The following is a 24,445-nucleotide window of genomic DNA, read 5'->3' on the forward strand; positions in this document are numbered from 1 at the left end:
TATGGAAAGCATGGCGCAGATGGTAAAACTGCCAACAAGAAGAGAAAGAGCCTTCCCGAGAGTGGTAAAGGAAAGGCCCTACAAGTACAGAAAAGCCATATAAAACAGCCAGTCAGTCGCTTAACTGACTGGCATTACTCCGCAAGGAGGCTTTTTAGTTCTGGGCCGTGATGCAAACTTTCCGGGCATTGCCGGGCGGCATTTCTCACAACCCCAACACCAACTGCCTTTCCAGTTGCGGATCCAACAACGTAACGTGTAACCCCACCAGCCGAACGCCGCGCTCACCTCGCCGTTCGTGCCAGGTTTTATACGCCGTCGCAATCAAATCATCCTGGTTGAGCTTCGGCCAGACGTGTTCCTGCGTGGTCTGCTGGAAATCATTGAATTTAAGCTTTACGCCCTGACGGGCAATCAACAAATCGGGTTTCACTTTCGCAAGCCTGCGCTCAAGCTCAGGATATAACTGACGCGTAATAATCGCCTCACAGTCGGACCAGTCGTGAATGTCTTCCGCCAGCGTGCGTTCGACACCTATCGATTTACGCAAACGCTCATTGTTAACATCGCGCTCATCGATGCCGTTACTGCGCTCCCACAATATCCGGCCAAACTTCCCAAAGCGTTTGAGCAGCATCGCCAGGTCGCTATTCTGCACATCTTCGCAGGTACGCAATCCCATATTTTCGAGCTTCGCCGCAGAAACTTTTCCGACGCCGGGGATTTTCGACAGTGTCAGTGTTTTCAAAAACGCAGGCACTTCATCGGGAGTAATCACATATTGCCCGTTAGGCTTGTTGAGATCGGAGGCTATTTTGGCAAGAAATTTCACCGGAGCCACGCCAGCCGAGGCGGTGAGATCCAACTCACGATGAATGGTCTGGCGAATTTCCTGTGCCATCAGCGTGGCCGAACCTTGGCAGTGCGTGCTGTCACTGACATCGAGATAGGCCTCATCAAGCGATAAGGGTTCAATCAAAGAGGTGTAACGCGAGAAAATTTCACGGATATGGATGGACGCTTCTTTGTAAGCATCAAAACGGCCTGGCAGAAGCGTGAGATGAGGGCAGAGTTTGAGTGCCATTCCGGTAGGCATCGCGCTGCGCACGCCGAACTTTCGTGCCGGATAATTGGCAGTGCTGATAACCCCCCGCCGTTCTCGACTACCGCCGATGGCTATCGGAATATCGCGCAGGGCTGGATTATCCCGCATTTCTACCGCGGCAAAAAAGCAGTCCATATCAACATGGATAATTTTGCGCATACTCAGCCCTCAATCATTACTGGTTAAGTATACAGTTAAATTATCGCTAATGCGAAGTGTGGAAAGGTGATATTGGGATCAAAAAGGCCGGATTAACATCGTCAATCCGGCCTTTTATTCGTAGAGACTACGCCTGCAGAGAATAAATCAGATGATCCGGTTTTGCTGGCGCTGAGCCTCGCGAGCCATCCGTTTTTTGCGTGCATCGCACGGCTCCGGACAGTCACATACCTTTTCCAGCCCGAGCGATGAGATGCCACCGCAGCTGCCCTGGAGGCTTTTACGCTTCACCAGATAGCCAAGCGACATGCCAAGAATAACCAGCACGAAAACCGCAAAAGTCGCCAGAAATACCGTTAACATCATCAGCCTCCGAAATCGTCGAGCATGATGTTTTCATCCTCAACGCCGAGATCTTTAAGCATTCTGATCACGGCGGCATTCATGACCGGCGGTCCACACATGTAGAACTCACAGTCTTCCGGCGCGTTGTGATGCTTGAGGTAGTTCTCATATAGCACGTTATGAATGAACCCGGTATGCCCGGTCCAGTTATCTTCCGGCTGCGGATCGGACAGTGCCACGTGGAAGGTAAAGTTCGGGTTCTCACGCGCCAGTTGTTCAAACTCGTCGTCATAGAACATTTCACGCAGTGAACGTGCACCGTACCAGAAACTGATTTTACGCTGGCTGCTAAGGCGTTTGAGCTGATCGAAAATGTGCGAACGCATTGGCGCCATCCCTGCCCCACCACCGATAAACACCATCTCGGCGTCGGTGTCTTTGGCAAAGAACTCCCCAAACGGCCCGGAAATCGTCACTTTATCGCCCGCTTTCAGCGACCAGATATAAGACGACATAATGCCCGGAGGCACATCTGGAGCGGATGGCGGCGGCGTAGCGATACGGACGTTGAGCATGATGATGCCTTTTTCGTCCGGATAGTTCGCCATCGAATAGGCGCGCAGCGTCGGTTCGTTCACCTCAGAGACATAACGGAACAGATTGAATTTATCCCAGTCACCGCGATACTCCTCCGGCACGTCAAAATCCGCATACGCCACTTTGTGCGACGGGCATTCGATCTGAATATAACCGCCCGCACGGAACGGCACACTTTCGCCTTCCGGGATCGCCAGTTTTAGCTCTTTGATGAAAGTCGCTTTGTTATCGTTGGAGATAACTTCGCACTCCCATTTCTTCACGCCAAAGATCTCTTCCGGCAGCTCGATTTTCATGTCCTGACGCACAGCAACCTGGCAGGCCAGACGACAGCCCTCTTTCGCTTCACGCTTACTGATATGCGAAAGCTCAGTCGGCAGAATATCTCCACCGCCCTCTTTGATGGTGACACGGCACTGGCCGCAAGAACCGCCGCCGCCACAGGCAGATGAAACGAAAATCCCATTGTTCGACAGCGTATTGAGCAGCTTATCGCCCGCCGGGGTACGGATTTGCTTGTCCGCTTCATTGTTGATTTCAATGACTACGTCGCCGGAATTCACCAGCTTCGCGCGCGCCGCCAGAATCAGTAACGACAGCGCCAGAACAATCAGCGTGAACATCACCACGCCAAGAATAATTTCCATTAATTACGCCCTTATAGCTGCACGCCGGAGAATGACATAAAGCCCAGTGCCATCAATCCGGTGGTGATAAAGGTGATCCCTAAGCCGCGCAGTCCTGCGGGCACGTTGGCGTATTTCATTTTCTCGCGGATCCCGGCCATCGCTACAATCGCCAGCATCCAGCCAATACCGGAGCCAAACCCGTAAACGATAGACTCAGGGAAGTTGTAGTCGCGCTGAACCATGAACGATACACCACCGAAGATGGCGCAGTTAACGGCAATCAGCGGCAGGAAGATCCCTAGCGCGTTGTACAACGACGGGAAATACTTATCGAGGATCATCTCCAGGATTTGTACCAGCGCCGCAATCACACCGATAAAGGTGATGAAGTTGAGGAAGCTGAGATCAACGCCTTCAACCAGCGCGCCATCACGCAGCACGAGGTTATAAATCAGGTTATTGACTGGTACAGAAATGCCGAGTACCACCGTAACCGCCACACCCAAACCAAACGCGGTAGAGACTTTCTTCGATACGGCGAGGAACGTACACATGCCGAGGAAGAAGGCCAACGCCATGTTCTCAACGAACACTGCGCGGACAAAAAGACTAATGTAATGAGCCATAATCGGTTACTCCTTCTCCTGCTGTTCCGGCTTCCAGCTGCGCAGCGCCCAGATCAGCAGACCGATAATGAAGAATGCGCTCGGGGCGAGCAGGAACAGGCCGTTCGGCTGATACCAGCCGCCGTTCTGCACAGTTTGCAGGACGGTCACACCGAACAGTTTTCCGCTGCCAATCAGTTCACGAAGGAAGCCGACGATAATCAGGATCGCACCATAACCGAGACCATTGCCGATGCCGTCCATAAAGCTCGCCAGCGGCGGTGACTTCATGGCATAGGCCTCGGCGCGGCCCATCACGATACAGTTGGTGATAATCAGCCCGACAAACACCGACAGCTGTTTGGAAACTTCATAGGCATATGCGCGCAGCAGTTGATCGACCACGATCACCAGCGAGGCGATAATTGCCATCTGCACGATGATGCGCACACTGTTCGGGATGTGATGGCGGATCATCGAGATGAACATGCTTGAAAATGCCGTCACCAGCGTTACCGCGATGGTCATCACGAAAGCGGTTTCCAGTTTGGTGGTCACCGCCAGCGCCGAGCAAACGCCCAACACCTGGAGTGCAATCGGGTTGTTGGAAACCAACGGCCCAACGAGCACCCGTTTTACTTCTTTCATATCACCGAGCTCAGCCATTGTTCAGGCCTCCTTCACGCATCTGTTTGAGGAAAGGACCAAAGCCCTGCTCGCCCATCCAGAAATCGAAACTGTGCTGTACGCCGTTCGACGTCAGCGTTGCGCCGGAAAGCCCGTCAACTGCGTATTCGTCGCCCTGACGTGCACCGCCTTTAACCACTTTCAATGCTGGCAACCCGTTATCATCGAGGACTTTTTTACCGATAAACTGCTTACGCCAGGATGGGTTTTCGACTTCACCACCAAGGCCAGGGGTTTCCCCTTGATCGTAGTAAGTAATGCCTTTGACCGTGCGGCCATCAGTGCTCAGCGCCACAAACGCATACATCGTCGACCAGAGCCCGTGCCCGTAAATCGGCAGCACCACCTGTTCTACTTTCTGCTGGCTGTCTTTTACCAGATAGATTTCGACCACGTTGGTACGGCGTTTGATACCAGCGGGATCTTCACTGGCGTCAAGCTCCGTGCTTTGCGCAGGGTCTTTCAACGCCAGCCCTTGATTAAAGGAGGCGGGATCTTTATTGAGCAAGTCGCCGCTTTTCAAATCCAGCAAGCGAGGGGTAATGCGTTCGGCAAAAACAGAGGCAACTTCATCTGGTTTCATTTCCGGCTGCATCAGCCCGGTAACAGACAGAATGTTACGCTGTTTATCCAGCGCCTTTTGTTCTTGCTGGCGAGGCTTCAGCCCCACCGCTGACCCGGCCACGATAACCGAGCAGACCAGGCAGAGCACCAGCACCACCAGCAGCGTTTTGCCGGTGCTATCGTTACTTTTTACTTCAGCCACGCGACTTCCTCCGCTTGATATTGGCCTGCACCACCAGGTAATCGAACAGCGGTGCAAAGAGGTTGGCAAACAGAATTGCCAGCATCATTCCTTCCGGATAGGCCGGGTTCACAACGCGGATCAGCACACACATCGCGCCAATCAGTGCGCCGTAACACCATTTCCCTTTATCGGTGAACGACGCCGACACCGGGTCGGTCGCCATAAACATCATGCCAAAGGCAAAACCGCCGAGCACCAGATGCCAGTACCACGGCATGGAGAACATCGGGTTGGTGGCTGAACCGATCAGATTGAACAGCGTAGCGGTAGCAATCATGCCGAGCATCACGCCCGCCACAATGCGCCAGGACGCGACACGACCGAAGATAATGATGGCCCCGCCAAGCAGGATCATTAGCGTCGAAACTTCACCAATAGAACCAGGCAGGTTACCGATGAAAGCATCAAGCCAGGTAACAGGCTGTCCGCTGGTGAGGTTCATCAGCGCTTCGCCGCCGTGGCTTGCCCACTGAGAAAGCGGGGTTGCACCGGAAAAACCGTCTGCGGCAGTCCACACCAGGTCGCCAGAGATTTGCGCCGGGTAAGCGAAGAACAGGAACGCACGCCCTGCAAGCGCCGGGTTGAGGAAGTTACGGCCAGTGCCGCCGAAGATCTCTTTGCCGATAACCACGCCGAAGCTGATGCCGAGAGCGGCCTGCCATAACGGCAACGTTGGCGGCACGATCAGCGCGAACAGAATCGAGGTTACAAAGAAACCTTCGTTGATTTCGTGCTTACGCACGATAGAGAACAACACTTCCCAGAAACCGCCGACGAGAAACACGGTGAGGTAAATAGGCAGGAAGTACACCGCGCCCAGCCCCATCATGCTCAACCAGCCCGCGTCTGGTGCAAAACTCACGCCAAGCCATTGCGCTACGCTGTAATGCCAGTGGCTGGCAATCACCTGTTGTAGTTGTTCTGCACCATACAATTTATGCAGCGCAGGGATAGTTTGCAGACCAACGTTGTACATGCCCCAGAACATGGCCGGGAACACCGCGAGCCACACCAGAATCATCATACGTTTCAGGTCGATGGCATCACGGACGTGAGATGCGCCCTTGGTCACCTGACCCGGCGTATAGAAGATGGTCGCTGCCGCTTCATACAACGGATAATATTTTTCCAGTTTGCCGCCGTGGGTGAAGTGCGGCTCAATTTTTTCCAGCAGATTTTTCAAGCCCATCACTTATCCTTCCTGCTCAATGCGGGTTAAGACGTCACGCAGCACCGGTCCGTACTCGTATTTCGCCGGGCAAACGTAGGTGCAGAGCGCCAAATCTTCTTCGTCAAGCTCCAGACACCCCAGCGCCTGTGCGCTGTCGGTATCACCCGCCAGCAAATCACGCAGCAGATGCGTCGGCAGAATATCCAGCGGCATGACGCGCTCGTAGTTGCCAATTGGCACCATCGCACGCTCGCCACCGTTGGTATCGGTCGAGAAGTTAAACAGCTTGCGCTTGAGGAAGTGGCCGAGCGTGGTGCGGGTAATCGAGAACTTGTCTTTGCCTGGCATTACCCAACCAAAAAGTTCTTTCTCACGCCCTTCTTTGACGACGCTCACCTGTAAGTGATAGCGCCCAAGGAATGCGTATGGCCCCTGAGCGTGAGTCCCGCTTAATACGGAACCGGAAATAACACGGTTTTCGCCTTCCGCCAGTTCATCCACCAGCAGTTGTTCCAGACTTGCGCCAACAATAGTTTTCACCAGACGCGGGGTTTTCACTTGCGGCCCTGCGAGCGCAATCACTCGTTCGTTCCACAAATTGCCCTCAACGAACAGTTTGCCGATGGCGATAACATCCTGGTAGTTCAGATGCCAGACATGTTTCGTCAGGCTAACGGGTTCGAGGAAATGAATGTGTGTGCCCGGCAACCCCGCCGGATGTGGCCCACCGAACTCATTAAACGTCACCTGCCCGGCAGGATGACCACCAAGCTTGCCACCGCTTGCCTGGCAAACGTGGATTTTGCCTTCGGTCAGACGCGTCAATACGGTCAGCCCGGCGTTAAACGCTTCGCGATGCTGATAGATTATCGGCTGGGGATCTGCCGCCAGCGGATTGGTGTCGATCGCGGTGACAAAAATTGCTGCCGGTACGCTGTCGGGTGAAGGTATTTTACTGAACGGACGGGTGCGCAGACTGGTCCACAGACCCGATTCCAGCAGCTGCTGCTGGACCGTTTCGCGCGTCAGCGTGGCTAAATCCGCCGTATCGAAACGGGGGAAGTTGACAGCATCGTCACCGTCGATATCAATGACGACAGACTGAAGTACGCGACGTTCGCCGCGATGAATGGCGCTGACAACGCCGCTTGCCGGCGCGGTGAAACGCACGCCGGGATTCTTTTTGTCTTCAAACAGCACTTGTCCTTTAAGGACGCGATCGCCTTCCTGAACGGTCATTGAGGGGCGCATGCCAAGATAGTCTTCGCCAAGCACAGCCACGCGCGAGACGTTCGCGCTTTCGGCTATGTGTTGCGATGGTGCGCCAGCGATGGGCAAATTTAGCCCTTTTGTGATTTTAATCATGTCGTTAGCAGGTATCCGTAAACGTTACTGTCACTAAACCCAGCGTAGAGATAAGAAAACAAGAAAGGAAAAACCGATGCCAGAATGCGCTGCTGGCGACAGTACGATGAGAGTAAAGCATCCTTTCTTAACCTGGTCGTGAAACGCCGTAAGTTTACAGGATGTCTGGTCGAAACGCAGCCTTTACGCCGCTTGCAGGTCGGGTTTTGCGAGCGAATGCGCAAAGTTCTGACTGCGAAACAACCAAAAAAGCGGTATAAGAGTAAAAGTAATTTGTAAACCCGATTGTCCAGACTTGCGAAAAACTTTGGTGATGCTAATGTGAGCGCACCAAATCAAGACTATTCTGATTTTGGGCTCTAATTTGGGCCGCCCGGCCTGTCTCCACCGTTTTATCAAGGAACATGTAGTATGCGCAAAATCGCATTGTTACTTGCGATGCTGTTGATCCCGTGCGTTTCGTTTGCCGGTTTGCTTAGCAGTAATAGCTCGACCACGCCGGTCAGCAAAGAATATAAACAGCAATTAATGGGATCTCCGGTTTATATCCAGATCTTCAAAGAAGAGCGTTCCCTTGATCTGTACGTGAAGATGGGTGAGACGTATCAGCTGCTCGACAGCTACAAAATCTGCAACTATTCCGGTGGACTGGGGCCAAAACAGCGTCAGGGTGATTTCAAATCGCCGGAAGGGTTCTATAACGTTTCCCGCAACCAGCTCAAGCCGGACAGCCGTTTCTATAAAGCCATTAATATTGGTTTTCCGAACGCTTACGATCGCGCCCACGGCTATGAAGGGAAATATCTGATGATCCACGGTGCCTGCGTGTCGATTGGCTGCTATGCCATGACTGACACGGGCATTGATGAGATTTTCCAGTTTGTGACTGGTGCGCTGGTGTTTGGTCAGTCAAACGTGCAGGTCAGCATCTATCCGTTCCGCATGACCGACGCCAATATGCAGCGCCACAAATTCTCGTACTACAAGGATTTCTGGGCGCAGCTGAAGCCGGGATACGACTACTTCGAACAGACGCACAAACCGCCAATGGTGTCAGTGCAAGATGGACGTTATGTCGTTAGCAAGCCACTGAGCCACGAAGTCCGCTCGCAACTGGCATCAAACTACGCGCTCCCCGAGACAAAATAAAGCCCACTCGCCTGGCATGATTTTGTGCCAAGTTTCATTGCCCGTTAGCGGCTGAGTGGCAATCACGGTGACCACATCGTTTGGTGTGGTTTCCCGTTGAAAATCAATCTCCACGTCCTGATCCAATAACGTCGCCACACCAAATGGCGCCCGCCGCGTGATCCAGTAAAGATTCGTCGAACAGAACGCCATCACATAGCGGCCATCCGATAGCAGCATATTAAACACGCCCTTTTCCCGCAGCTCAGAAGCCAGTGAAGCAATGTACTTGAACACACTGTTCATATTGCCTGGCGTACGCGGATAGCGGCTGGTGAGTTTATGTAGAAGCCAGCAAAAAGCTTTTTCGCTGTCCGTTTCGCCAACGGGGCGGAACTGGCCTGTTTCCAGAGATTTGTATGCGGTGAGCTGCCCGTTATGGGCGTAAGTCCAGTTGCGGCCCCATAGTTCTCGGGTAAACGGATGGGTATTTTCGAGCGCCACTTCACCACGGTTGGCCTGGCGAATATGGGCTATCACCGAACAGGATTTTATCGGATAGTCCTGCACCAGTCTGGCGATGGGCGACTGGAAGCTCGGTTGCGGATCCTTAAATGTGCGACAGCCTTTGCCTTCATAGAAGGTGATGCCCCAGCCGTCTTTATGCGGCCCGGTGCCGCCCCCGCGCTGAACCAGCCCGGTAAAACTAAAGCAGATATCGGTCGGCACATTGGCGCTCATCCCGAGCAGTTCGCACATAGTTCACCTCACGTCACATAAAACGGGGTCGCCCCCCGCGACCACTTATGCTTTTACCATCTCTTTTTCGATCAACATAATCAGGATATGGATAATCTTAATATGAATTTCCTGAATACGGTCGGCGTAGCCAAAATGCGGCACGCGAATTTCTACATCTGCGGAGCCGTCCATTTTGCCGCCATCTTTCCCGGTCAGGGTGATAACTTTCATACCCTGCGCACGCGCGGCTTCAATCGCTTTAATCACGTTGCCTGAATTGCCAGAAGTGGAGATGCCAAACAGCACATCACCCGCACGGCCTACGGACTCAACGTAGCGAGAGAACACGTATTCATAGCCGAAATCGTTGCTGACGCAAGAGAGATGGCTGACGTCGGAAATCGCAATCGCCGGGTAGCCTGGACGGTTTTCGCGGTAGCGCCCGGTCAGCTCTTCCGCGAAGTGCATTGCATCACAATGTGAGCCACCATTACCGCAGGAGAGCACTTTCCCGCCCGCTTTAAAGCTGTCTGCCAGCAAGACTGCCGCACGCTGAATCGCATGGATGTTCGCTTCGTCGGCCAGGAAATTGGCCAGAGTTTCCGCTGCTTCATTCAGTTCGTTACGAATAAGATCCTGGTACATGAGGATAATCCTTCCGCTTTGATTATTAACCTCAGCAGTGTAACGGATAGCGGATGAAGCGAGAAGTATTCCGCTCGCTTATCCCACCCGCTTTTGATTTTCCGTGCCCCTATTAACGGCAACAGTGTGAGCTACGTTGTAATTATTTTGTGAATGTATTGATAAAGAAAATAACATCTACTACAACCATATCATCACAAGTGGTCAGACCTCCTACAAGCAAGGGAGCATTTCTTTATGATGATTTTGAGTATTGTTGCAACCATCGTGTTACTCGGTGTGCTGTTCTATCACCGGGTGAACCTGTTGTTGAGTAGCCTCATTCTTCTGGTCTGGACCGGTGCGCTGGGCGCTGCGGGTCTTTGGAATATTTGGCTGCTGGTGCCGCTGGCGATTATCCTGTTGCCGTTTAATTTGCCGCCGATGCGTAAGGCGATGATTTCTGCCCCGGTCTTCCGTACGTTCAGCAAAGTGATGCCGCCGATGTCACGCACCGAGAAAGAAGCGATCGATGCGGGCACCACCTGGTGGGAAGGCGATTTGTTCCAAGGTAACCCGGACTGGAAAAAGCTGCATAACTATCCGCAGCCGCGTTTAACGCCGGAAGAACAGGCGTTTATCGATGGCCCGGTGGAAGAAGCCTGCCGTATGGCGAACGATTTTGAGATTACCCACGAGCTGGCTGATTTGCCACCGGCACTGTGGGCGTATCTGAAAGAACACCGCTTCTTCGCCATGATCATTAAGAAAGAGTACGGCGGGCTTGAGTTCTCGGCTTACGCACAATCTCGTGTGCTGCAAAAACTGTCGGGTGTGTCCGGGATCCTGGCGATCACCGTCGGCGTGCCAAACTCTCTCGGGCCGGGTGAATTGCTGCAACATTACGGCACCGACGAGCAGAAAAATCATTATCTGCCGCGTCTCGCCAAAGGTCTGGAAATTCCTTGTTTCGCCTTAACCAGCCCGGAAGCGGGTTCTGATGCAGGTGCGATCCCGGATACCGGCGTGGTATGCATGGGTGAATGGCAAGGTGAACAGGTGCTCGGTATGCGCCTCACCTGGAACAAACGCTACATTACGCTGGCACCGATTGCGACCGTGCTTGGCCTCGCGTTCAAACTCTCTGACCCGGACAAACTGCTGGGCGGTGAAGAAGACTTGGGCATTACCTGCGCCCTGATCCCAACCGGTACACCGGGCGTGGAAATTGGCCGTCGTCACTTCCCGCTCAACGTGCCGTTCCAGAACGGGCCAACGCGCGGCCAGGACATTTTCGTACCGATCGATTTTATCATCGGCGGGCCAAAAATGGCCGGTCAGGGCTGGCGTATGCTGGTGGAATGCCTCTCTGTGGGTCGCGGCATTACCCTGCCATCGAACTCAACGGGCGGCGTGAAATCAGTCGCGATGGCAACCGGTGCTTATGCGCATATTCGCCGTCAGTTCAAAATCTCCATCGGTAAAATGGAAGGGATTGAAGAGCCGCTGGCGCGTATCGCAGGCAACGCCTACGTGATGGATGCCGCAGCATCACTTATCACCTACGGCATCATGCTCGGTGAAAAACCGGCGGTACTGTCTGCCATTGTGAAGTATCACTGTACCCACCGTGGCCAGCAGTCAATTATTGATGCGATGGATATCACTGGCGGCAAAGGCATTATGCTGGGTGAAGGCAACTTCCTCGCCCGTGCTTATCAGGGCGCACCGATTGCTATCACGGTGGAAGGCGCAAATATCCTGACTCGCAGCATGATGATCTTCGGCCAGGGCGCTATCCGTTGCCATCCGTATGTGCTGGAAGAGATGGCTGCGGCGCAGAATAAAGATCTGAACGCCTTCGACCAGTTACTGTTCAAACATATTGGTCACGTCGGCAGCAACAAAGTGCGTAGCTTCTGGCTCGGTTTGACTCGCGGTCTGACAAGCAGCACGCCGACTCACGACGCAACCCGTCGCTACTATCAACACCTGAACCGCCTGAGCGCTAACCTGGCGCTGCTGTCAGACGTGTCGATGGCCGTTCTGGGTGGCAGCCTGAAACGCCGTGAGCGTATCTCCGCTCGTCTGGGGGATGTGCTGAGCCAGCTGTATCTGGCTTCTGCGACGCTGAAACGCTATGACGATGAAGGTCGTAACGAAGCGGATCTGCCGCTGGTGCATTGGGGCGTGCAGGATGCGCTGCATCAGGCAGAACAGGCGATGGACGATCTGCTGCGTAACTTCCCTAACCGATTTGTGGCAGGCGTGTTGGGCTTCGTCATCTTCCCGACAGGCCGTCATTATGCCGCACCGTCAGACAAGCTTGACCACGCCGTCGCGAAAATCTTGCAGGTACCGAGCGCCACCCGTTCGCGTATCGGTCGCGGACAATATCTGACACCGAGCGAGCACAACCCGGTTGGCCTGTTAGAAGAAGCGTTGATTGACGTGATGGCCGCAGACCCGATTCATCAACGGATCTGCAAAGAAATTGGCAAGAACTTGCCGTTCACCCGTCTTGATGAACTGGCGCGTAATGCACTGGCGAAAGGTCTGATTGACCAGGCTGAAGCCGATGTCCTGACCAAAGCCGAAACCAGCCGTCTGCGCAGTATCAATGTGGATGACTTCGAGCCGGACGCGCTGGCGACCAAACCGGTAAAGCTGCCAGAGAAAGTGCGCAAGATTGAAGCCGCGTAGCGTCATCTATAACGACAAGGCCGGGTGATCACCCGGTCTAAAAGTCGCATCGCGCACTCACACTCAAAGCGGAGAATCTTCTCCGCTTTTTTTATTGAAATGTTACGCACTCTCGCCATGCCCTGATAAGGTAGAGAGATGATTCGTTTGCCTTGTACCGGGAGTTTCTCACTGTGTCCAACCTAAAAGTAACAGTATTGCAACAGCCTCTGGTGTGGATGGACGGTCCCGCCAACCTGCGTCATTTCGACCGCCAACTGGAAGAGACTCACGGACGCGATCTGATTGTGCTACCTGAAATGTTTACCACCGGTTTTGCGATGGAAGCCGCAGTTCAGTCGCTGCCTGAAGCGGAGGTTGTCGCGTGGATGCATGAAAAAGCGCAGCAAACTGATGCGTTGATTGCAGGCAGCGCCGCATTACAAAGTGAACGTGGCCCGGTAAACCGTTTTTTACTGGTTGAGCCGGACGGCAAGGTGCATCGCTACGATAAGCGCCACCTGTTCCGCATGGCGGATGAGCATCATCACTATGAAGCAGGCACCGAGCGCGTAGTATTTGAGTGGCGCGGCTGGCGTATCCTGCCGCTGGTCTGTTACGACCTGCGTTTCCCGGTGTGGTCGCGTAATCGCAATGACTACGATCTGGTGCTGTATGTCGCCAACTGGCCTGCCCCGCGCTCGCTGCACTGGCAGGCGTTGTTGACCGCCCGAGCCATTGAGAATCAGGCTTATATCGTAGGCTGTAATCGTGTCGGCACCGACGGTAACGGACATCACTATCGCGGCGACAGCCGGGTGATTAATCCTCAAGGTGAAATCATCGCCACCGCCGAACCGCATCAGGCAACCCATATTCATGCTGAACTGTCACTCACCGCGCTAACAGAGTACCGCGAGAAGTTTCCGGCATGGCAAGATGCTGATACGTTTACCCTCGCCGGCCCGGCTGACACAGAAACGAATAAATAGGGTAGGATCACCTTATAAAATAGCCGGGTTATCCAAAAGGGAGCTTATGACCATTCAACACATTTCACCCGCTGACGCCAAAACACGTCTGGCGCAGGGTGCGGCCCTGATCGATATTCGTGAACCGGATGAATATGCTCGCGAAAATATTCCCGAAGCACATTTACTCTCCCTTTCCGCTATCGAAAATGGCGATCGACTTGGCCCCTTCGAAGCTTACGATACGGTGATTTTTTACTGTCAGTCCGGTAACCGCACCGCTCAGAACGAGCAGAAACTGGCCGCCGCCGTCGCTCCCGCAAAAGTGTTTTTCCTGGAAGGCGGTTTAAACGGCTGGAAGAAATTAGGGCAAGGGATTGTAGCCGACAAATCACAGCCGCTGCCGATCATGCGTCAGGTACAAATTGTCGCCGGGACGCTGATCTTGATTGGTGTGGTACTGGGCTATAGCGTTGATCAGGCATTCTTTTTGCTGTCAGGCTTTGTTGGCGCGGGTCTGATATTCGCGGGTATCAGCGGTTTTTGCGGGATGGCACGCTTGCTTGGCGCGATGCCCTGGAATCGTCGCTAGCGGTAAAATAGCCCTGTTAACCTCTCGCGTTGACGGGGTTCTTTTTAAGCTTTTCAGAAACGACAAAGGCCTGAATCATTGCTGATTCAGGCCTTCTGAATAGTGGCGGAACGGACGGGACTCGAACCCGCGACCCCCTGCGTGACAGGCAGGTATTCTAACCGACTGAACTACCGCTCCACTGTTCCCTTGGGAACGCAGCGAATATTACGGATTAGCCGATGGTGCGTCAACGCTTTTTCTTAGGTTTTGAATCGTTTGCTGCAAAAATCGCCCATACGTTGATTTTCAACGCACGATTGTCATTCTCAGGCACGCCAGAGACAGCTTCCACCTTTCTTTTGCACCAAATCGAGGCGCGATTCATGGGCTTCCAGCTCTTCTTCGCTCGCAGAAATCACGCGTAGCTGGCTGGCTGCGCGAACAATGCGCTGAATCCCTGTATCACCCGCTTGCTGTTGGTTGTCGCCTTCCATCGCAAACTTCATCAACGTCTGTCCACCGGTCATCAGCAAATAGACGTCAGCAAGAATCTGACTATCAAGCAGTGCGCCGTGAAGCGTACGTTTGCTGTTGTCTATTTCGTAACGCGAGCATAACGCATCGAGGCTGTTACGCTTGCCGGGGAACATTTTACGTGCCAACGCCAGGCTATCAGTAACCTTGCAGAACGTATTGGTCTTGGCAATGCCGCGATTGAGCTTGGCAAACTCGTAGTCCATAAAGCCGATATCAAACGAGGCGTTATGAATGACCAGCTCTGCGCCACGAATATATTCAATAAACTCATCGGCAACATCAGCGAACGTGGGCTTGTCGAGCAAAAACTCATCGGCAATACCGTGAACACCAAAGGCTTCCGGGTCGACCAGGCGATCGGGTTTAAGATAAACGTGGAAGTTATTACCCGTTAAACGGCGGTTGATCACTTCGACCGCACCGATCTCGATGATCTTGTGCCCTTCGTAATGCGCACCAATCTGATTCATACCGGTGGTTTCGGTATCGAGGACGATCTGTCGGGTAATTGCAGTGCTCATATCGCTCATTTATGTCAGACTTACCGTTTTCATGTCGATTTCAATTAAAGGAAGTCTACCAGAGATGCTTAAGCAGGTAGAAATTTTCACCGATGGTTCTTGCCTCGGTAATCCAGGGCCTGGCGGCTATGGCGCCATTTTACGCTATCGTCAGACTGAAAAAACCTTCAATGGCGGTTATTACCTCACCACCAACAACCGCATGGAGTTGATGGCCGCTATCGTGGCGCTGGAAGCACTGAAGGAACATTGCGAAATCGTTCTGAGTACTGACAGCCAGTACGTTCGCCAGGGAATCACTCAGTGGATCCATAACTGGAAAAAACGCGGCTGGAAAACGGCGGATAAAAAACCGGTGAAGAACGTCGATCTGTGGCAGCGCCTTGATGCAGCACTGAGTCAACATAAGATCCAGTGGGAATGGGTAAAAGGCCATGCCGGCCACCCGGAAAACGAGCGTTGTGATGAACTTGCCCGCGCGGGGGCAATGAGCCCAACACAGGACGACACAGGCTATAAACAAGAAAGTTAATCTTGTGGTTTTCGATACTGCCGCGTGGCACCGACCGTCTGGCGAATTTGCGTTTTCGCTTTGCTTTGCCGCATTGGGTTGAGTGTCAGCGGCACCGTTCTTTTACGTGCCACGATCACCTGCAAACAGCCCAGTGCGGGCAAATGCGTACTCAACAGCCGCCCGCCCTGTCGGCTCCACGGCAACACCTGAATGCGACTCTGATGCAGTACTTCAAAATTGAGCAGTCCTAGCCAGTCAAGCTGACGCATCAGGCTGAACATCCGACTATTATAAGGCATGCGATTGCGTAGAATGGGCACAAGCTTACGCAACCCCATTAGGCTCACAGGGTTGAATGCAGTCATAATCAGCCATCCGTCATCAATTAACACCCGGTCAGCTTCCCGGAGCATACTGTGCGGATCCTGACACCAGGGCAACGTATGCGCCAGCAAGCAAGCATCCACCGATTTCTCGGCAAAAGGCAAATGCAGCGGATCGGCCTTAACGTGAATCGGATCGCCATCCAGAGAGACACTGACCTGGTGGGAGATAGCGCACGCATCGGTATTGATTTCCGCGCTCAAATTGCCAATCTTAAGCAAATGAAACCCATAGAGTTTTGCCATCCACGGCTTTAACTGCAGTTCCAGCGCTTCACGATAGTATTCGCCCCAGGGCATTTCCGCCCAGTGGCCTGGCGCCGTGACCTTCAGAGGTATCCTTGCCGGTTTCATCACAACCTTCCGCAACATTATGAGAGGTAATTAATGAATCTTAACAGTATTCCCGCGTTCCAGGACAACTACATCTGGGTTCTGAGTCAGGATGATGGTCAGTGTTTGATTGTGGATCCCGGCGAAGCGGCCCCGATCTTGAAAGCCATTGCGGAAAACCATTGGCAACCCCAGGCCATTTTGCTGACTCATCATCACAATGACCACGTTGGCGGCGTAAAAGAACTTAAGCAAAAATACCCAAGTTTAGTGGTGTACGGCCCTGAGGAAACACAAGATAAAGGCACGACTCACATCGTTAAAGAAGGCGATACGGTCTCTGTTTTGGGATGCGAATTATCTGTAATTGCGACCCCCGGTCACACTGCCGGCCACATCTGTTTCTTTAGTGATCCTTATCTATTTTCAGGCGACACTTTATTCTCAGGTGGCTGTGGGCGCTTGTTTGAAGGCACGGCAACGCAGATGTACCAGTCACTTCAAAAGTTAACCGCCCTTCCAGACCATACTATTGTTTGTTGCGCTCATGAATACACATTAGCAAATATGAAGTTTGCAATGAGTATTATGCCCCATGATCAAGCGATAAATGATTATTATAGAGAAGTGAAGGGGTTACGAGTAAAAAACCAAATAACACTACCCGTAATTCTTAAAAATGAGCGAGAAATTAATGTATTTCTCAGAACGGATGACACTGATTTAATTAAAGAAATTAACAAAGAAACAAAGTTGCAACAACCAGAGCAGCGTTTTGCATGGTTACGGTCAAAGAAAGATGACTTCTAGAAGCCTGGTGTTGCCTTTTTGATGTTTCACCGTTATTATCGCTCGTCTTTTAAGCAACTATTGACCACACACATGAAGGCACGAGCGATATTACTCGCCTCTGTCCTGCTAGTGGGTTGCCAGGCCAATCGCGATGGTAACGTACAACAGCACGCACAGAGCCTTTCTGCGGCTAGTCAAGGGGAAGCAGTAAAGTTTGCAAGTCAAGCGCGGTGGTTGGACGATGGAACCTCTTATGCGCAGGATCAGGACTTGTGGGCTTTCATTGGCGACGAGCTGAAGATGGGAATTCCGGATAATGGCCGGATTCGCGAACAAAAACAGAAGTATTTACGCAATAAGAGCTATCTCCACGATGTAACTTTACGGGCAGAGCCGTATATGTACTGGATAGCAGGGCAAGTTAAGAAACGTAACATGCCTATGGAACTGGTACTACTACCCATAGTGGAGAGCGCTTTTGACCCCCATGCAACGTCTGGCGCCAATGCCGCAGGCATTTGGCAGATCATTCCGAGCACAGGGCGCAATTATGGATTGAAACAGACCCGCGCATACGACGCGCGTCGTGACATTGTTGCTTCTACTACAGCAGCACTCGACATGATGCAGCGTCTGAACAAGATGTTTGACGGCGATTGGTTGTTAACGGTCGCGGCATACAACAGTGGCGAAGGTCGTGTTATGAAGGCAATGAAAGCGAATAAATCGCGGGGTAAACCTACCGATTTCTGGTCGCTCTCCTTACCTCAGGAAACGAAGATTTACGTGCCTAAAATGCTGGCATTGAGTGATATTCTCAAAAACAGCAAACGCTATGGCGTTCAACTGCCTACGTCAGATGAAAGCCGTGCACTGGCTCGCGTTCGACTGGAAAACCCAGTTGACGTGAAACAGGTAGCGGATATGGCCGGTATTTCGGTGAAGAAGCTGAAGGCGTTTAATGCAGGCGTTAAGGGGTCTACCCTTGGAGCCAGCGGACCAAAGTATGTCATGGTGCCGCAGAAGCATGCCGATCAGTTGCGTGAGTCTCTGGCCTCCGGCGATATCGCCGCAGTTCAGCCGACGCTGGTCGCCGAAAATATGCCTATGAGCAGCCGTAGCTATAAGGTGCGTTCAGGTGACACACTTTCAGGTATTGCATCACGCCTTGGAGTGACGTCGAAAGATCTGCAGCAGTGGAACTCACTGCGCGGTTCACACCTGAAAGTAGGTCAAAGCTTGACCGTGGGCGCAGGTAGCAGCGCAAGCCGCCTTGCGAAAAATAGCGATAGCATTACTTATCGCGTTCGCAAAGGGGATTCGCTGTCGAGTATTGCTAAGCGTCACGGCGTCAACATCAATGATGTTGTTCGCTGGAACGAAGATACCGATAACCTGAAGCCGGGCGATCAACTGACGTTATATGTTAAAAACAACGACAGACCCGATTCCTGATAAATTTGTTTAACGAAAAAGGCACCGATTGCTCGGTGCCTTTTTTATTTAGACCGCTTTATGTGCCTCAGCCATGATGGTATCGCTGGTAAACGATCCATCCTCCTGCAACTCAAAATATTCCTTCACTTCCTGAGATGCGCTGTCCTGATACAGGCGAATTGCAGCGCACAGCGCTTCGGGCGTTCGCATACGTGCAACCCAAGAGCAGTATTCGAGTGATAAACGGTCGGCAATCAAGTTATCGGTGACCAGGCCGGCATCGTTGATCATTGAGAACCATTCACCGCTGGAGTAATTGCACACATGCGAGGTATCCCGTAACGCTTCGACAGTTTGCAGCCAGATATCTCGCAACGGATGACCTGGAGACATAATATCCATGATGATAAACACGCCGCCTGGTTTCAACACGCGCTTCACCTCCCGAAGCGCCTGCCCCACATCATGCCAGTGGTGCGCGGAATAACGGCTGATCACCACATCATAGGACGCATCATCAAAAGGTAATATTTCGGCGTATCCCTGAGACGTCGTGATATTACTCAGACCTTTGTCCTTCGCCGCCTGTTTCACCACTTCCAGCATTTGTGCCGACAGATCGTAAGCCGTGACATGCGCAACATGTGATGCAGCGGCAAAACTCGCGTGCCCTGCCCCACATCCCAAATCCAGTACATGAGCTTGCGGGAAAGCACTCAGACGCTCGCCTAAACGCTGTAAATCACGTCCTGACGCATGTACTGCACTGGTTAAATAGGCGCTCGCCTGGGAGCCAAATTGCTTGTCGACGTTATTATGGTGAGATTGTGTTGTCATTGTGCTGTCCTTCGGTTGGTTGAGTGATGAAAGGGCAGCACCTTACGTGCACAGGCCTGCCCCACGGCAGACCTGACGTACCTTTATCGCTCAGGTTTGCCGGGACTGAATTCCACTAGTAGAGGATTGTGATCGGATGCGCGAGTGACCAGAACAGAAGCCTCATGCACATTCAGACCACGGTAGAACACAAAATCGAGTGGACGGCCAAACGCGCGACGGCGCTGATCGTCTGTAAAGCGGACTTCACGCAGTGACATTTCGCGCGCAAAGCGGTAAAGCGCATTCATCCGCGGGCGGCTCCAGGCATTGAAATCACCCGCCATAATGATCGGCCCGCTGTGATGCGCAATTTGATCGCCAATCGGCAACAGCTGTTTACTGTAAACGTCTACGCCGAGACTGAAATTGACTGCGTGAATATTCACGACCATCAACAAACGCGAATCTGGCAGCGGATAAACCGTCACCAACGCCGATTTGGCTAAGCGCAGAATGGGTTCACGTTCGCGTAATGGGCAGCAGTAAACGGGATGCGCCGACGATAACGTCATTACGCCAGACGGATGTTGTGGCAGAACAAAAGCGGGAACCTGATCGGCCGCGAGATAATTTGTGGTAGCGAATCGAACCAGTTCAGGTGTGGTTTGCGCTTCCTGGAGTAAAACCAGATGCGCGTCTTTGCCAAAATTTTTCAGCACCGATAACCATTCGGCACGCTGTTGCTTAAAAATATTCCACACCAGAACGCGAATTTTTGCTTCGCTGCTCAACGGCTCTCCGGCGGGTAATGCCTTACCAATAGTCGCGAACGAACCGGGAGGTAAGATCCTCTCGGCCGGTTGTCCGGCAACATAACGCATGGCATAGGTATTTTTTCGCACTTTAGGTTTCTGACCTCAATAACAGAAAAACCACGCCGTCATTGCAGTGTGGTTCTTCTGTTATAGGGATTTTTGCTCACAGTTTCAACGCTATTTTCCAGAAAGATACGCCTTAGACTGTAAGCAAATGAGGACTGACTACTTAACTCACGGTCACTTTTGCCGTCTTATCCAGACGCCCACTGATACCAATCAACAAGAAGGCAACCATCACGATGACAGCACCAATCCAGGGCGTTTGCGCCAGACCGTAATGTTCCACCGTTTGCCCCCCGATAATTGAGCCCAGGGCGATACCTACGTTAAATGCCGCGATGTTCAGGCCCGACGCGACGTCTACTGCAGAGGGAGTGTAGAGCTCAGCTTTTTGCACCACATAAACCTGAAGGCCTGGTACGTTCCCAAAAGCAAAGATACCCATTATAAGCACCGTCGCCAAAGCTGCATATTGCATTGATGCCGTAAACTGGAAGACCAGGAGTAAAGCAACCAACGCCGCAAAGATGATTTTTAGTGCCGGAACCGCACCGTGCTTATCGGCGAGTTTACCGCCCCAAATGTTGCCAATAGCTACCGAAACTCCGTAGCCAAGCAGGATCCAGCTCACGGCATTCGGTGAGAAACCTGCCAGGTTTTGCATCATAGGCGCAAGGAAGGTAAAGGCGGTGAAAACGCCGCCATATCCGAGTGCAGTGATCGCATAAATCATCAATAAACGAGGGTGAGTGAGCACTTGCAGTTGTTCACGTAGCGACGCCATGGCACGCTGCGGAATGTTATTGGGGACCAGGATAAGACTACTCACCAACGCAATCACACCCAATAATGACACCGCGAGGAATGTTTCACGCCAGCCAAATACCTGACCAATAAAGGTTCCCAAAGGTACACCCGTCACCAGCGCCACGGTCAAACCACCAAACATAATGGCTATGGCAGATGCTGCCTTCTCCTTCGGCACCAGGCTTGTCGCAATCGTTGATCCTATCGAGAAGAAGACACCGTGTGCGAGCCCAGTCAGCAAGCGCGCTGCCACCAGAGTGCCATAACCCGGAGCCTGCCAGGCCAACAGGTTGCCTGCGGTAAAGAGCACCATCAGCGCCAACAGCAGTCGTTTACGCGGCATACTTCCCGTTAGCGCTGTCAGCACCGGGGCGCCGATCGCCACACCAAGTGCATAAATAGAAACCAGCAATCCTGCAGACGGCAAGGAAACTGACAGTTGTTCAGCTATCGTCGGGACGAGTCCGACTATCACAAATTCAGTCGTGCCGATCGCAAAGGCACTGATCGTTAAGGCAAGTAGCGCCAGTGGCATAATTTACTCCGTATCATCAGGATTAAGATGACACGAAGTATGCGCCAGTGTTTAAATAACAAAAATGGCCAAAGTATCAATAGAATTTTGCAAGTGGTGCAATAATGCGAGCGACATCCGAAGAAATCGCGATTTTTGTCGCGGTGGTTGAAAGTGGCAGTTTTAGTCGGGCGGCAGAACAGCTTGGTCAGGCTAATTCGGCAGTAAGCCGTGCAGTTAAAAAACTGGAGTCGAAACTGGGTGTAAGTCTGCTTAACCGCACCACACGTCAGCTCAGTTTGACCGAAGAAGGTGAGCGCTATTTCCGTCGGATACAGGGCGTTTTGCAGGAAATGGCAGCGGCAGAAAATGAATTGATGGAAGCGCGACATACGCCACGCGGAGTGCTACGGATTGATGCGGCTACGCCTGTGGTTTTGCATTATCTGATGCCGCTGATCAAACCTTTTCGCGAACGTTACCCTGAAATCACGCTATCGCTGGTCTCATCCGAAACGTTCATCAATCTTATTGAGCGTAAAGTCGATGTTGCGATCCGTGCAGGGACGCTAACGGACTCCAGCCTGCGCGCGCGCCCGTTGTTTACCAGCTATCGGAAAATCATTGCCTCTCCTGAATATCTGAAGCGTTTTGGTAAACCGGAAACAGTGGAAGAACTCAAAGAACATCTTTGCCTTGGCTTCACAGAGCCGGCATCACTGAACACCTGGCCGCTTTCTTGCTGTGATGGTCAGTTGCACGAAGTCATGTCAGGGATTTCGTCTAACAGCGGCGAAACGCTGAAACAGCTCTGTCTGAGCGGAAATGGTATTGCCTGTCTGTCGGACTTTATGGTGGACAAAGAAATTGCCAGAGGAGAGTTTGTCGAGTTGATGGCAGATAAAAGATTGCCGGTGGAAATGCCCTTCAGCGCCGTATATTACAGTGATCGGGCGGTGAGTACGCGGATCAGAGCATTCATTGATTTTCTAAGCGAATATGAAGCCCAGCGGAAAAAATAAAACAGGGGGAATTTATCCCCCCGATTGCTATTAGTCCCAGTCTGGTGCCAGACCTTCAGGGCTAACCAGTCGGTCATTGCATTCCAGAGCGGCGATCGCTGCTCTGTCATCATCATCCAGCGTAAGTTGTTGTGCCAGAAGATTACTCGCCAGATTTTCACGTTTAGTCGATGAAGGGATCACAGCATAACCTTCTCCCATCGCCCACGCGAGGATCACTTGCGCGGATGTTGCGTTATGCTTTTGCACAATAGATTGAATAACTTCATCTTTTAGCGCTTTTCCATAAGCCAGCGTCATATAAGACGTGATGTGAATTCCGTGCTGTTTTGCCCACTCTACTACTTTGCGGTTTTGCAGGTACGGTGAAAGTTCAATCTGGTTTGTTGCAATATTCTCTGCCCCGACAGCCGCAATGGCTTTTTCCATTAGCGGGATAGTGAAGTTTGAAATTCCGATCTCGCGCGTCAGTCCACTTTTCTTGGCTTCCAGAAGTGTCTGCATAAATTCTTCAACTGAGACAGCATCCTCTGGCGAAGGCCAGTGGATCAACGTCAGATCCACATAATCAGTCTGCAGTTTTGTAAGACTCTCTTTCAGGCTCGGGATTAACGTATCTTTGCCAAGATTTGCGGTCCAAATTTTAGTTGTGATAAACAATTCGCTTCGAGGAATGTTGCTCTCTGCGATCGCCTGCCCCACGGCAGCTTCATTATCGTAAATTTGAGCGGTATCGATAGCACGATAACCAAGCTCAAGGGCTGTTTTCACAGATGCGATAACGACGTCGTCTTTCAGACGGAAAGTACCTAAACCAAATGCAGGGATTGTCATCTATTCCTCTTTAATCACTTTGTGTGTGTTATCAGAGAATTATGGCAAGATTGAATAAGGAGAAAAAGAGTCAAAAATGCAGAGGATTTTTGCGATATTGGCAACAATAGAAGATTTATATAAAAGAAAAAGCCCTGAGCAAATGCTCAGGGCTTTCAATAAGTGGCGGAACGGACGGGACTCGAACCCGCGACCCCCTGCGTGACAGGCAGGTATTCTAACCGACTGAACTACCGCTCCACCGAATTTCTCTACAACTACCAGATTGCTCCGGCTTACTGCTTAATTTAATGCCTAGCAGTTTATGAATCACATCGTGATTCACCCTTCGGGCCGTTGCTCGCAACGTTAAAAAGCGTCCGCTTTTTTCCTACTCTCTTATCGAGTAGGGAATGCCCTGAAGTTTATACACAGGTTTTCTAAATTTAATGCCTGGCAGTTCCCTACTCTCGCATGGGGAGACCCCACACTACCATCGGCGCTACGGCGTTTCACTTCTGAGTTCGGCATGGGATCAGGTGGGACCACCGCGCTACTGCCGCCAGGCAAATTCTGTTATCAATACGCACTTTTTGGCTATTCCTGTGCACATCAATATTATCTGTATCAGGCTGAAAATCGTCTTTCGTCTCTGCTTCACGCCAAAACAGCTTCGGCGTTGTAAGGTTAAGCCTCACGGTTCATTAGTACTGGTTAGCTCAACGTATCGCTACGCTTACACACCCAGCCTATCAACGTCGTAGTCTTCAACGTTCCTTCAGGACACTCAGGGTGTCAGGGAGAACTCATCTCGGGGCAAGTTTCGTGCTTAGATGCTTTCAGCACTTATCTTTTCCGCATTTAGCTACCGGGCAATGCCATTG

25 protein-coding genes, 2 tRNA genes and 2 rRNA genes are annotated in these 24,445 nt (G+C 52.0%); 9 read left to right on the forward strand and 20 right to left on the reverse strand.

Features of this window, described 5'->3' with window-relative positions:
• Window positions 1-103, forward strand: a 103-nt coding sequence (locus tag VH187_RS19820; RefSeq protein ID WP_329702872.1) for a hypothetical protein, incomplete at its 5' end; no start/stop codon positions are given.
• A gap of 102 nt (window positions 104-205) precedes the next feature.
• Here VH187_RS19820 and dinB read toward each other — a convergent pair.
• The 8 genes from dinB to VH187_RS19860 all read right to left on the reverse strand — a co-directional run bounded on the left by dinB (window position 206) and on the right by VH187_RS19860 (window position 7,471).
• Window positions 206-1,264: a DNA polymerase IV gene (gene dinB, locus VH187_RS19825; protein ID WP_329703166.1), complete on the reverse strand. Its 1,059-nt coding sequence runs from the start codon at window positions 1,262-1,264 to the stop codon at window positions 206-208.
• 147 nt (window positions 1,265-1,411) lie between these two features.
• Window positions 1,412-1,627 carry a (Na+)-NQR maturation NqrM gene (gene nqrM, locus VH187_RS19830; protein ID WP_329703185.1) on the reverse strand — a complete coding sequence of 72 codons (216 nt, stop codon included), beginning with the start codon at window positions 1,625-1,627 and terminating at the stop codon, window positions 1,412-1,414.
• A 2-nt stretch (window positions 1,628-1,629) separates the two neighbouring features.
• The gene (gene nqrF, locus VH187_RS19835) at window positions 1,630-2,853 is read right to left on the reverse strand and encodes an NADH:ubiquinone reductase (Na(+)-transporting) subunit F (protein ID WP_329703167.1); all 1,224 of its coding nucleotides are present in this window, start codon (window positions 2,851-2,853) and stop codon (window positions 1,630-1,632) included.
• 11 nt (window positions 2,854-2,864) lie between these two features.
• Window positions 2,865-3,461 (reverse strand): NADH:ubiquinone reductase (Na(+)-transporting) subunit E, encoded by a 597-nt coding sequence (gene nqrE, locus VH187_RS19840; RefSeq protein ID WP_110511594.1) that lies wholly within the window; start codon window positions 3,459-3,461, stop codon window positions 2,865-2,867.
• Between the two features lie 6 nt (window positions 3,462-3,467).
• Window positions 3,468-4,106, reverse strand: coding sequence for an NADH:ubiquinone reductase (Na(+)-transporting) subunit D (locus VH187_RS19845; protein WP_329703168.1), 639 nt, complete (start codon window positions 4,104-4,106; stop codon window positions 3,468-3,470).
• Complete coding sequence (locus VH187_RS19850; protein ID WP_329703169.1) at window positions 4,099-4,893, reverse strand: Na(+)-translocating NADH-quinone reductase subunit C; 795 nt, start codon at window positions 4,891-4,893, stop codon at window positions 4,099-4,101. Before VH187_RS19850 ends, VH187_RS19845 begins: the two co-directional genes overlap by 8 nt.
• Window positions 4,886-6,124, reverse strand: coding sequence for an NADH:ubiquinone reductase (Na(+)-transporting) subunit B (locus VH187_RS19855; RefSeq protein ID WP_329703186.1), 1,239 nt, complete (start codon window positions 6,122-6,124; stop codon window positions 4,886-4,888). The genes VH187_RS19850 and VH187_RS19855 overlap by 8 nt, the downstream gene beginning before the upstream one ends.
• Before the next feature lie 3 nt (window positions 6,125-6,127).
• Window positions 6,128-7,471 (reverse strand): Na(+)-translocating NADH-quinone reductase subunit A, encoded by a 1,344-nt coding sequence (locus tag VH187_RS19860; RefSeq protein ID WP_329703170.1) that lies wholly within the window; start codon window positions 7,469-7,471, stop codon window positions 6,128-6,130.
• Between the two features lie 411 nt (window positions 7,472-7,882).
• Here VH187_RS19860 and dpaA point away from each other — a divergent pair, with 411 nt between their 5' ends.
• Complete coding sequence (gene dpaA / locus VH187_RS19865) at window positions 7,883-8,620, forward strand: peptidoglycan meso-diaminopimelic acid protein amidase (protein ID WP_329703171.1); 738 nt, start codon at window positions 7,883-7,885, stop codon at window positions 8,618-8,620.
• Here the strand turns inward: dpaA and VH187_RS19870 are convergent.
• Both VH187_RS19870 and lpcA read right to left on the reverse strand, forming a co-directional pair.
• A complete protein-coding gene (locus VH187_RS19870; protein ID WP_329703172.1) occupies window positions 8,591-9,358 on the reverse strand; it encodes a class II glutamine amidotransferase in 768 nt (255 codons plus the stop codon). The genes dpaA and VH187_RS19870 overlap by 30 nt on opposite strands.
• A 45-nt stretch (window positions 9,359-9,403) precedes the next feature.
• On the reverse strand, window positions 9,404-9,985 hold the full coding sequence (gene lpcA / locus VH187_RS19875) for a D-sedoheptulose 7-phosphate isomerase (RefSeq protein WP_329703173.1): 582 nt from the start codon (window positions 9,983-9,985) through the stop codon (window positions 9,404-9,406).
• A gap of 237 nt (window positions 9,986-10,222) precedes the next feature.
• On the opposite strand from lpcA, the gene fadE reads away from it, so the two are divergent.
• From fadE to VH187_RS19890, 3 genes are all read left to right on the forward strand, one after another.
• Window positions 10,223-12,667, forward strand: coding sequence for an acyl-CoA dehydrogenase FadE (gene fadE, locus VH187_RS19880; protein WP_329703174.1), 2,445 nt, complete (start codon window positions 10,223-10,225; stop codon window positions 12,665-12,667).
• 173 nt (window positions 12,668-12,840) lie between these two features.
• Window positions 12,841-13,638 carry an amidohydrolase gene (locus tag VH187_RS19885; RefSeq protein WP_329703175.1) on the forward strand — a complete coding sequence of 266 codons (798 nt, stop codon included), beginning with the start codon at window positions 12,841-12,843 and terminating at the stop codon, window positions 13,636-13,638.
• A 46-nt stretch (window positions 13,639-13,684) separates the two neighbouring features.
• Window positions 13,685-14,209, forward strand: coding sequence for a rhodanese family protein (locus tag VH187_RS19890; RefSeq protein WP_329703176.1), 525 nt, complete (start codon window positions 13,685-13,687; stop codon window positions 14,207-14,209).
• 103 nt (window positions 14,210-14,312) lie between these two features.
• Here VH187_RS19890 and VH187_RS19895 read toward each other — a convergent pair.
• Together VH187_RS19895 and dnaQ are read right to left on the reverse strand one after the other, a co-directional pair.
• Window positions 14,313-14,389 (reverse strand) — tRNA-Asp (locus VH187_RS19895).
• Between the two features lie 128 nt (window positions 14,390-14,517).
• A complete protein-coding gene (gene dnaQ, locus VH187_RS19900) occupies window positions 14,518-15,249 on the reverse strand; it encodes a DNA polymerase III subunit epsilon (RefSeq protein ID WP_329703177.1) in 732 nt (243 codons plus the stop codon).
• On the opposite strand from dnaQ, the gene rnhA reads away from it, so the two are divergent.
• A complete protein-coding gene (gene rnhA / locus VH187_RS19905) occupies window positions 15,203-15,781 on the forward strand; it encodes a ribonuclease HI (protein ID WP_329703178.1) in 579 nt (192 codons plus the stop codon). The two genes, dnaQ and rnhA, sit on opposite strands and share 47 nt — an antisense overlap.
• Here the strand turns inward: rnhA and VH187_RS19910 are convergent.
• On the reverse strand, window positions 15,778-16,500 hold the full coding sequence (locus tag VH187_RS19910) for a class I SAM-dependent methyltransferase (protein WP_329703179.1): 723 nt from the start codon (window positions 16,498-16,500) through the stop codon (window positions 15,778-15,780). The genes rnhA and VH187_RS19910 overlap by 4 nt on opposite strands.
• Window positions 16,501-16,533: 33 nt before the next feature.
• On the opposite strand from VH187_RS19910, the gene gloB reads away from it, so the two are divergent.
• A complete protein-coding gene (gloB, locus tag VH187_RS19915) occupies window positions 16,534-17,289 on the forward strand; it encodes a hydroxyacylglutathione hydrolase (protein ID WP_329703180.1) in 756 nt (251 codons plus the stop codon).
• A gap of 72 nt (window positions 17,290-17,361) precedes the next feature.
• The gene (gene mltD, locus VH187_RS19920; protein WP_329703187.1) at window positions 17,362-18,726 is read left to right on the forward strand and encodes a murein transglycosylase D; all 1,365 of its coding nucleotides are present in this window, start codon (window positions 17,362-17,364) and stop codon (window positions 18,724-18,726) included.
• Between the two features lie 48 nt (window positions 18,727-18,774).
• Here mltD and VH187_RS19925 read toward each other — a convergent pair whose 3' ends face one another.
• From VH187_RS19925 to VH187_RS19935, 3 genes are all read right to left on the reverse strand, one after another.
• Entirely contained in the window at window positions 18,775-19,545 is a 771-nt protein-coding gene (locus VH187_RS19925) for a class I SAM-dependent methyltransferase (protein WP_329703181.1), read from the reverse strand.
• Window positions 19,546-19,628: 83 nt separating this feature from the next.
• Window positions 19,629-20,429, reverse strand: a complete 801-nt coding sequence (locus VH187_RS19930) for an endonuclease/exonuclease/phosphatase family protein (protein WP_329703182.1) — start codon at window positions 20,427-20,429, stop codon at window positions 19,629-19,631.
• 142 nt (window positions 20,430-20,571) lie between these two features.
• Complete coding sequence (locus VH187_RS19935; RefSeq protein WP_329703183.1) at window positions 20,572-21,747, reverse strand: MFS transporter; 1,176 nt, start codon at window positions 21,745-21,747, stop codon at window positions 20,572-20,574.
• 104 nt (window positions 21,748-21,851) lie between these two features.
• Between VH187_RS19935 and yafC the strand changes: the two genes are divergently transcribed.
• Entirely contained in the window at window positions 21,852-22,748 is an 897-nt protein-coding gene (yafC, locus tag VH187_RS19940) for a DNA-binding transcriptional regulator YafC (RefSeq protein ID WP_414714011.1), read from the forward strand.
• Window positions 22,749-22,778: 30 nt separating this feature from the next.
• Here the strand turns inward: yafC and dkgB are convergent, their stop codons facing one another.
• The 4 genes from dkgB to VH187_RS19960 all read right to left on the reverse strand — a co-directional run.
• Window positions 22,779-23,582, reverse strand: coding sequence for a 2,5-didehydrogluconate reductase DkgB (gene dkgB, locus VH187_RS19945; RefSeq protein WP_329703184.1), 804 nt, complete (start codon window positions 23,580-23,582; stop codon window positions 22,779-22,781).
• 163 nt (window positions 23,583-23,745) lie between these two features.
• A tRNA-Asp gene (locus tag VH187_RS19950) sits at window positions 23,746-23,822 on the reverse strand.
• Between the two features lie 190 nt (window positions 23,823-24,012).
• A 5S ribosomal RNA gene (gene rrf / locus VH187_RS19955) occupies window positions 24,013-24,128 on the reverse strand.
• Window positions 24,129-24,244: 116 nt separating this feature from the next.
• Window positions 24,245-24,445, reverse strand: a 23S ribosomal RNA gene (locus VH187_RS19960); the annotation flags it as partial.

The organism is Scandinavium sp., from assembly GCF_036271055.1.
Lineage (GTDB): Bacteria > Pseudomonadota > Gammaproteobacteria > Enterobacterales > Enterobacteriaceae > Scandinavium.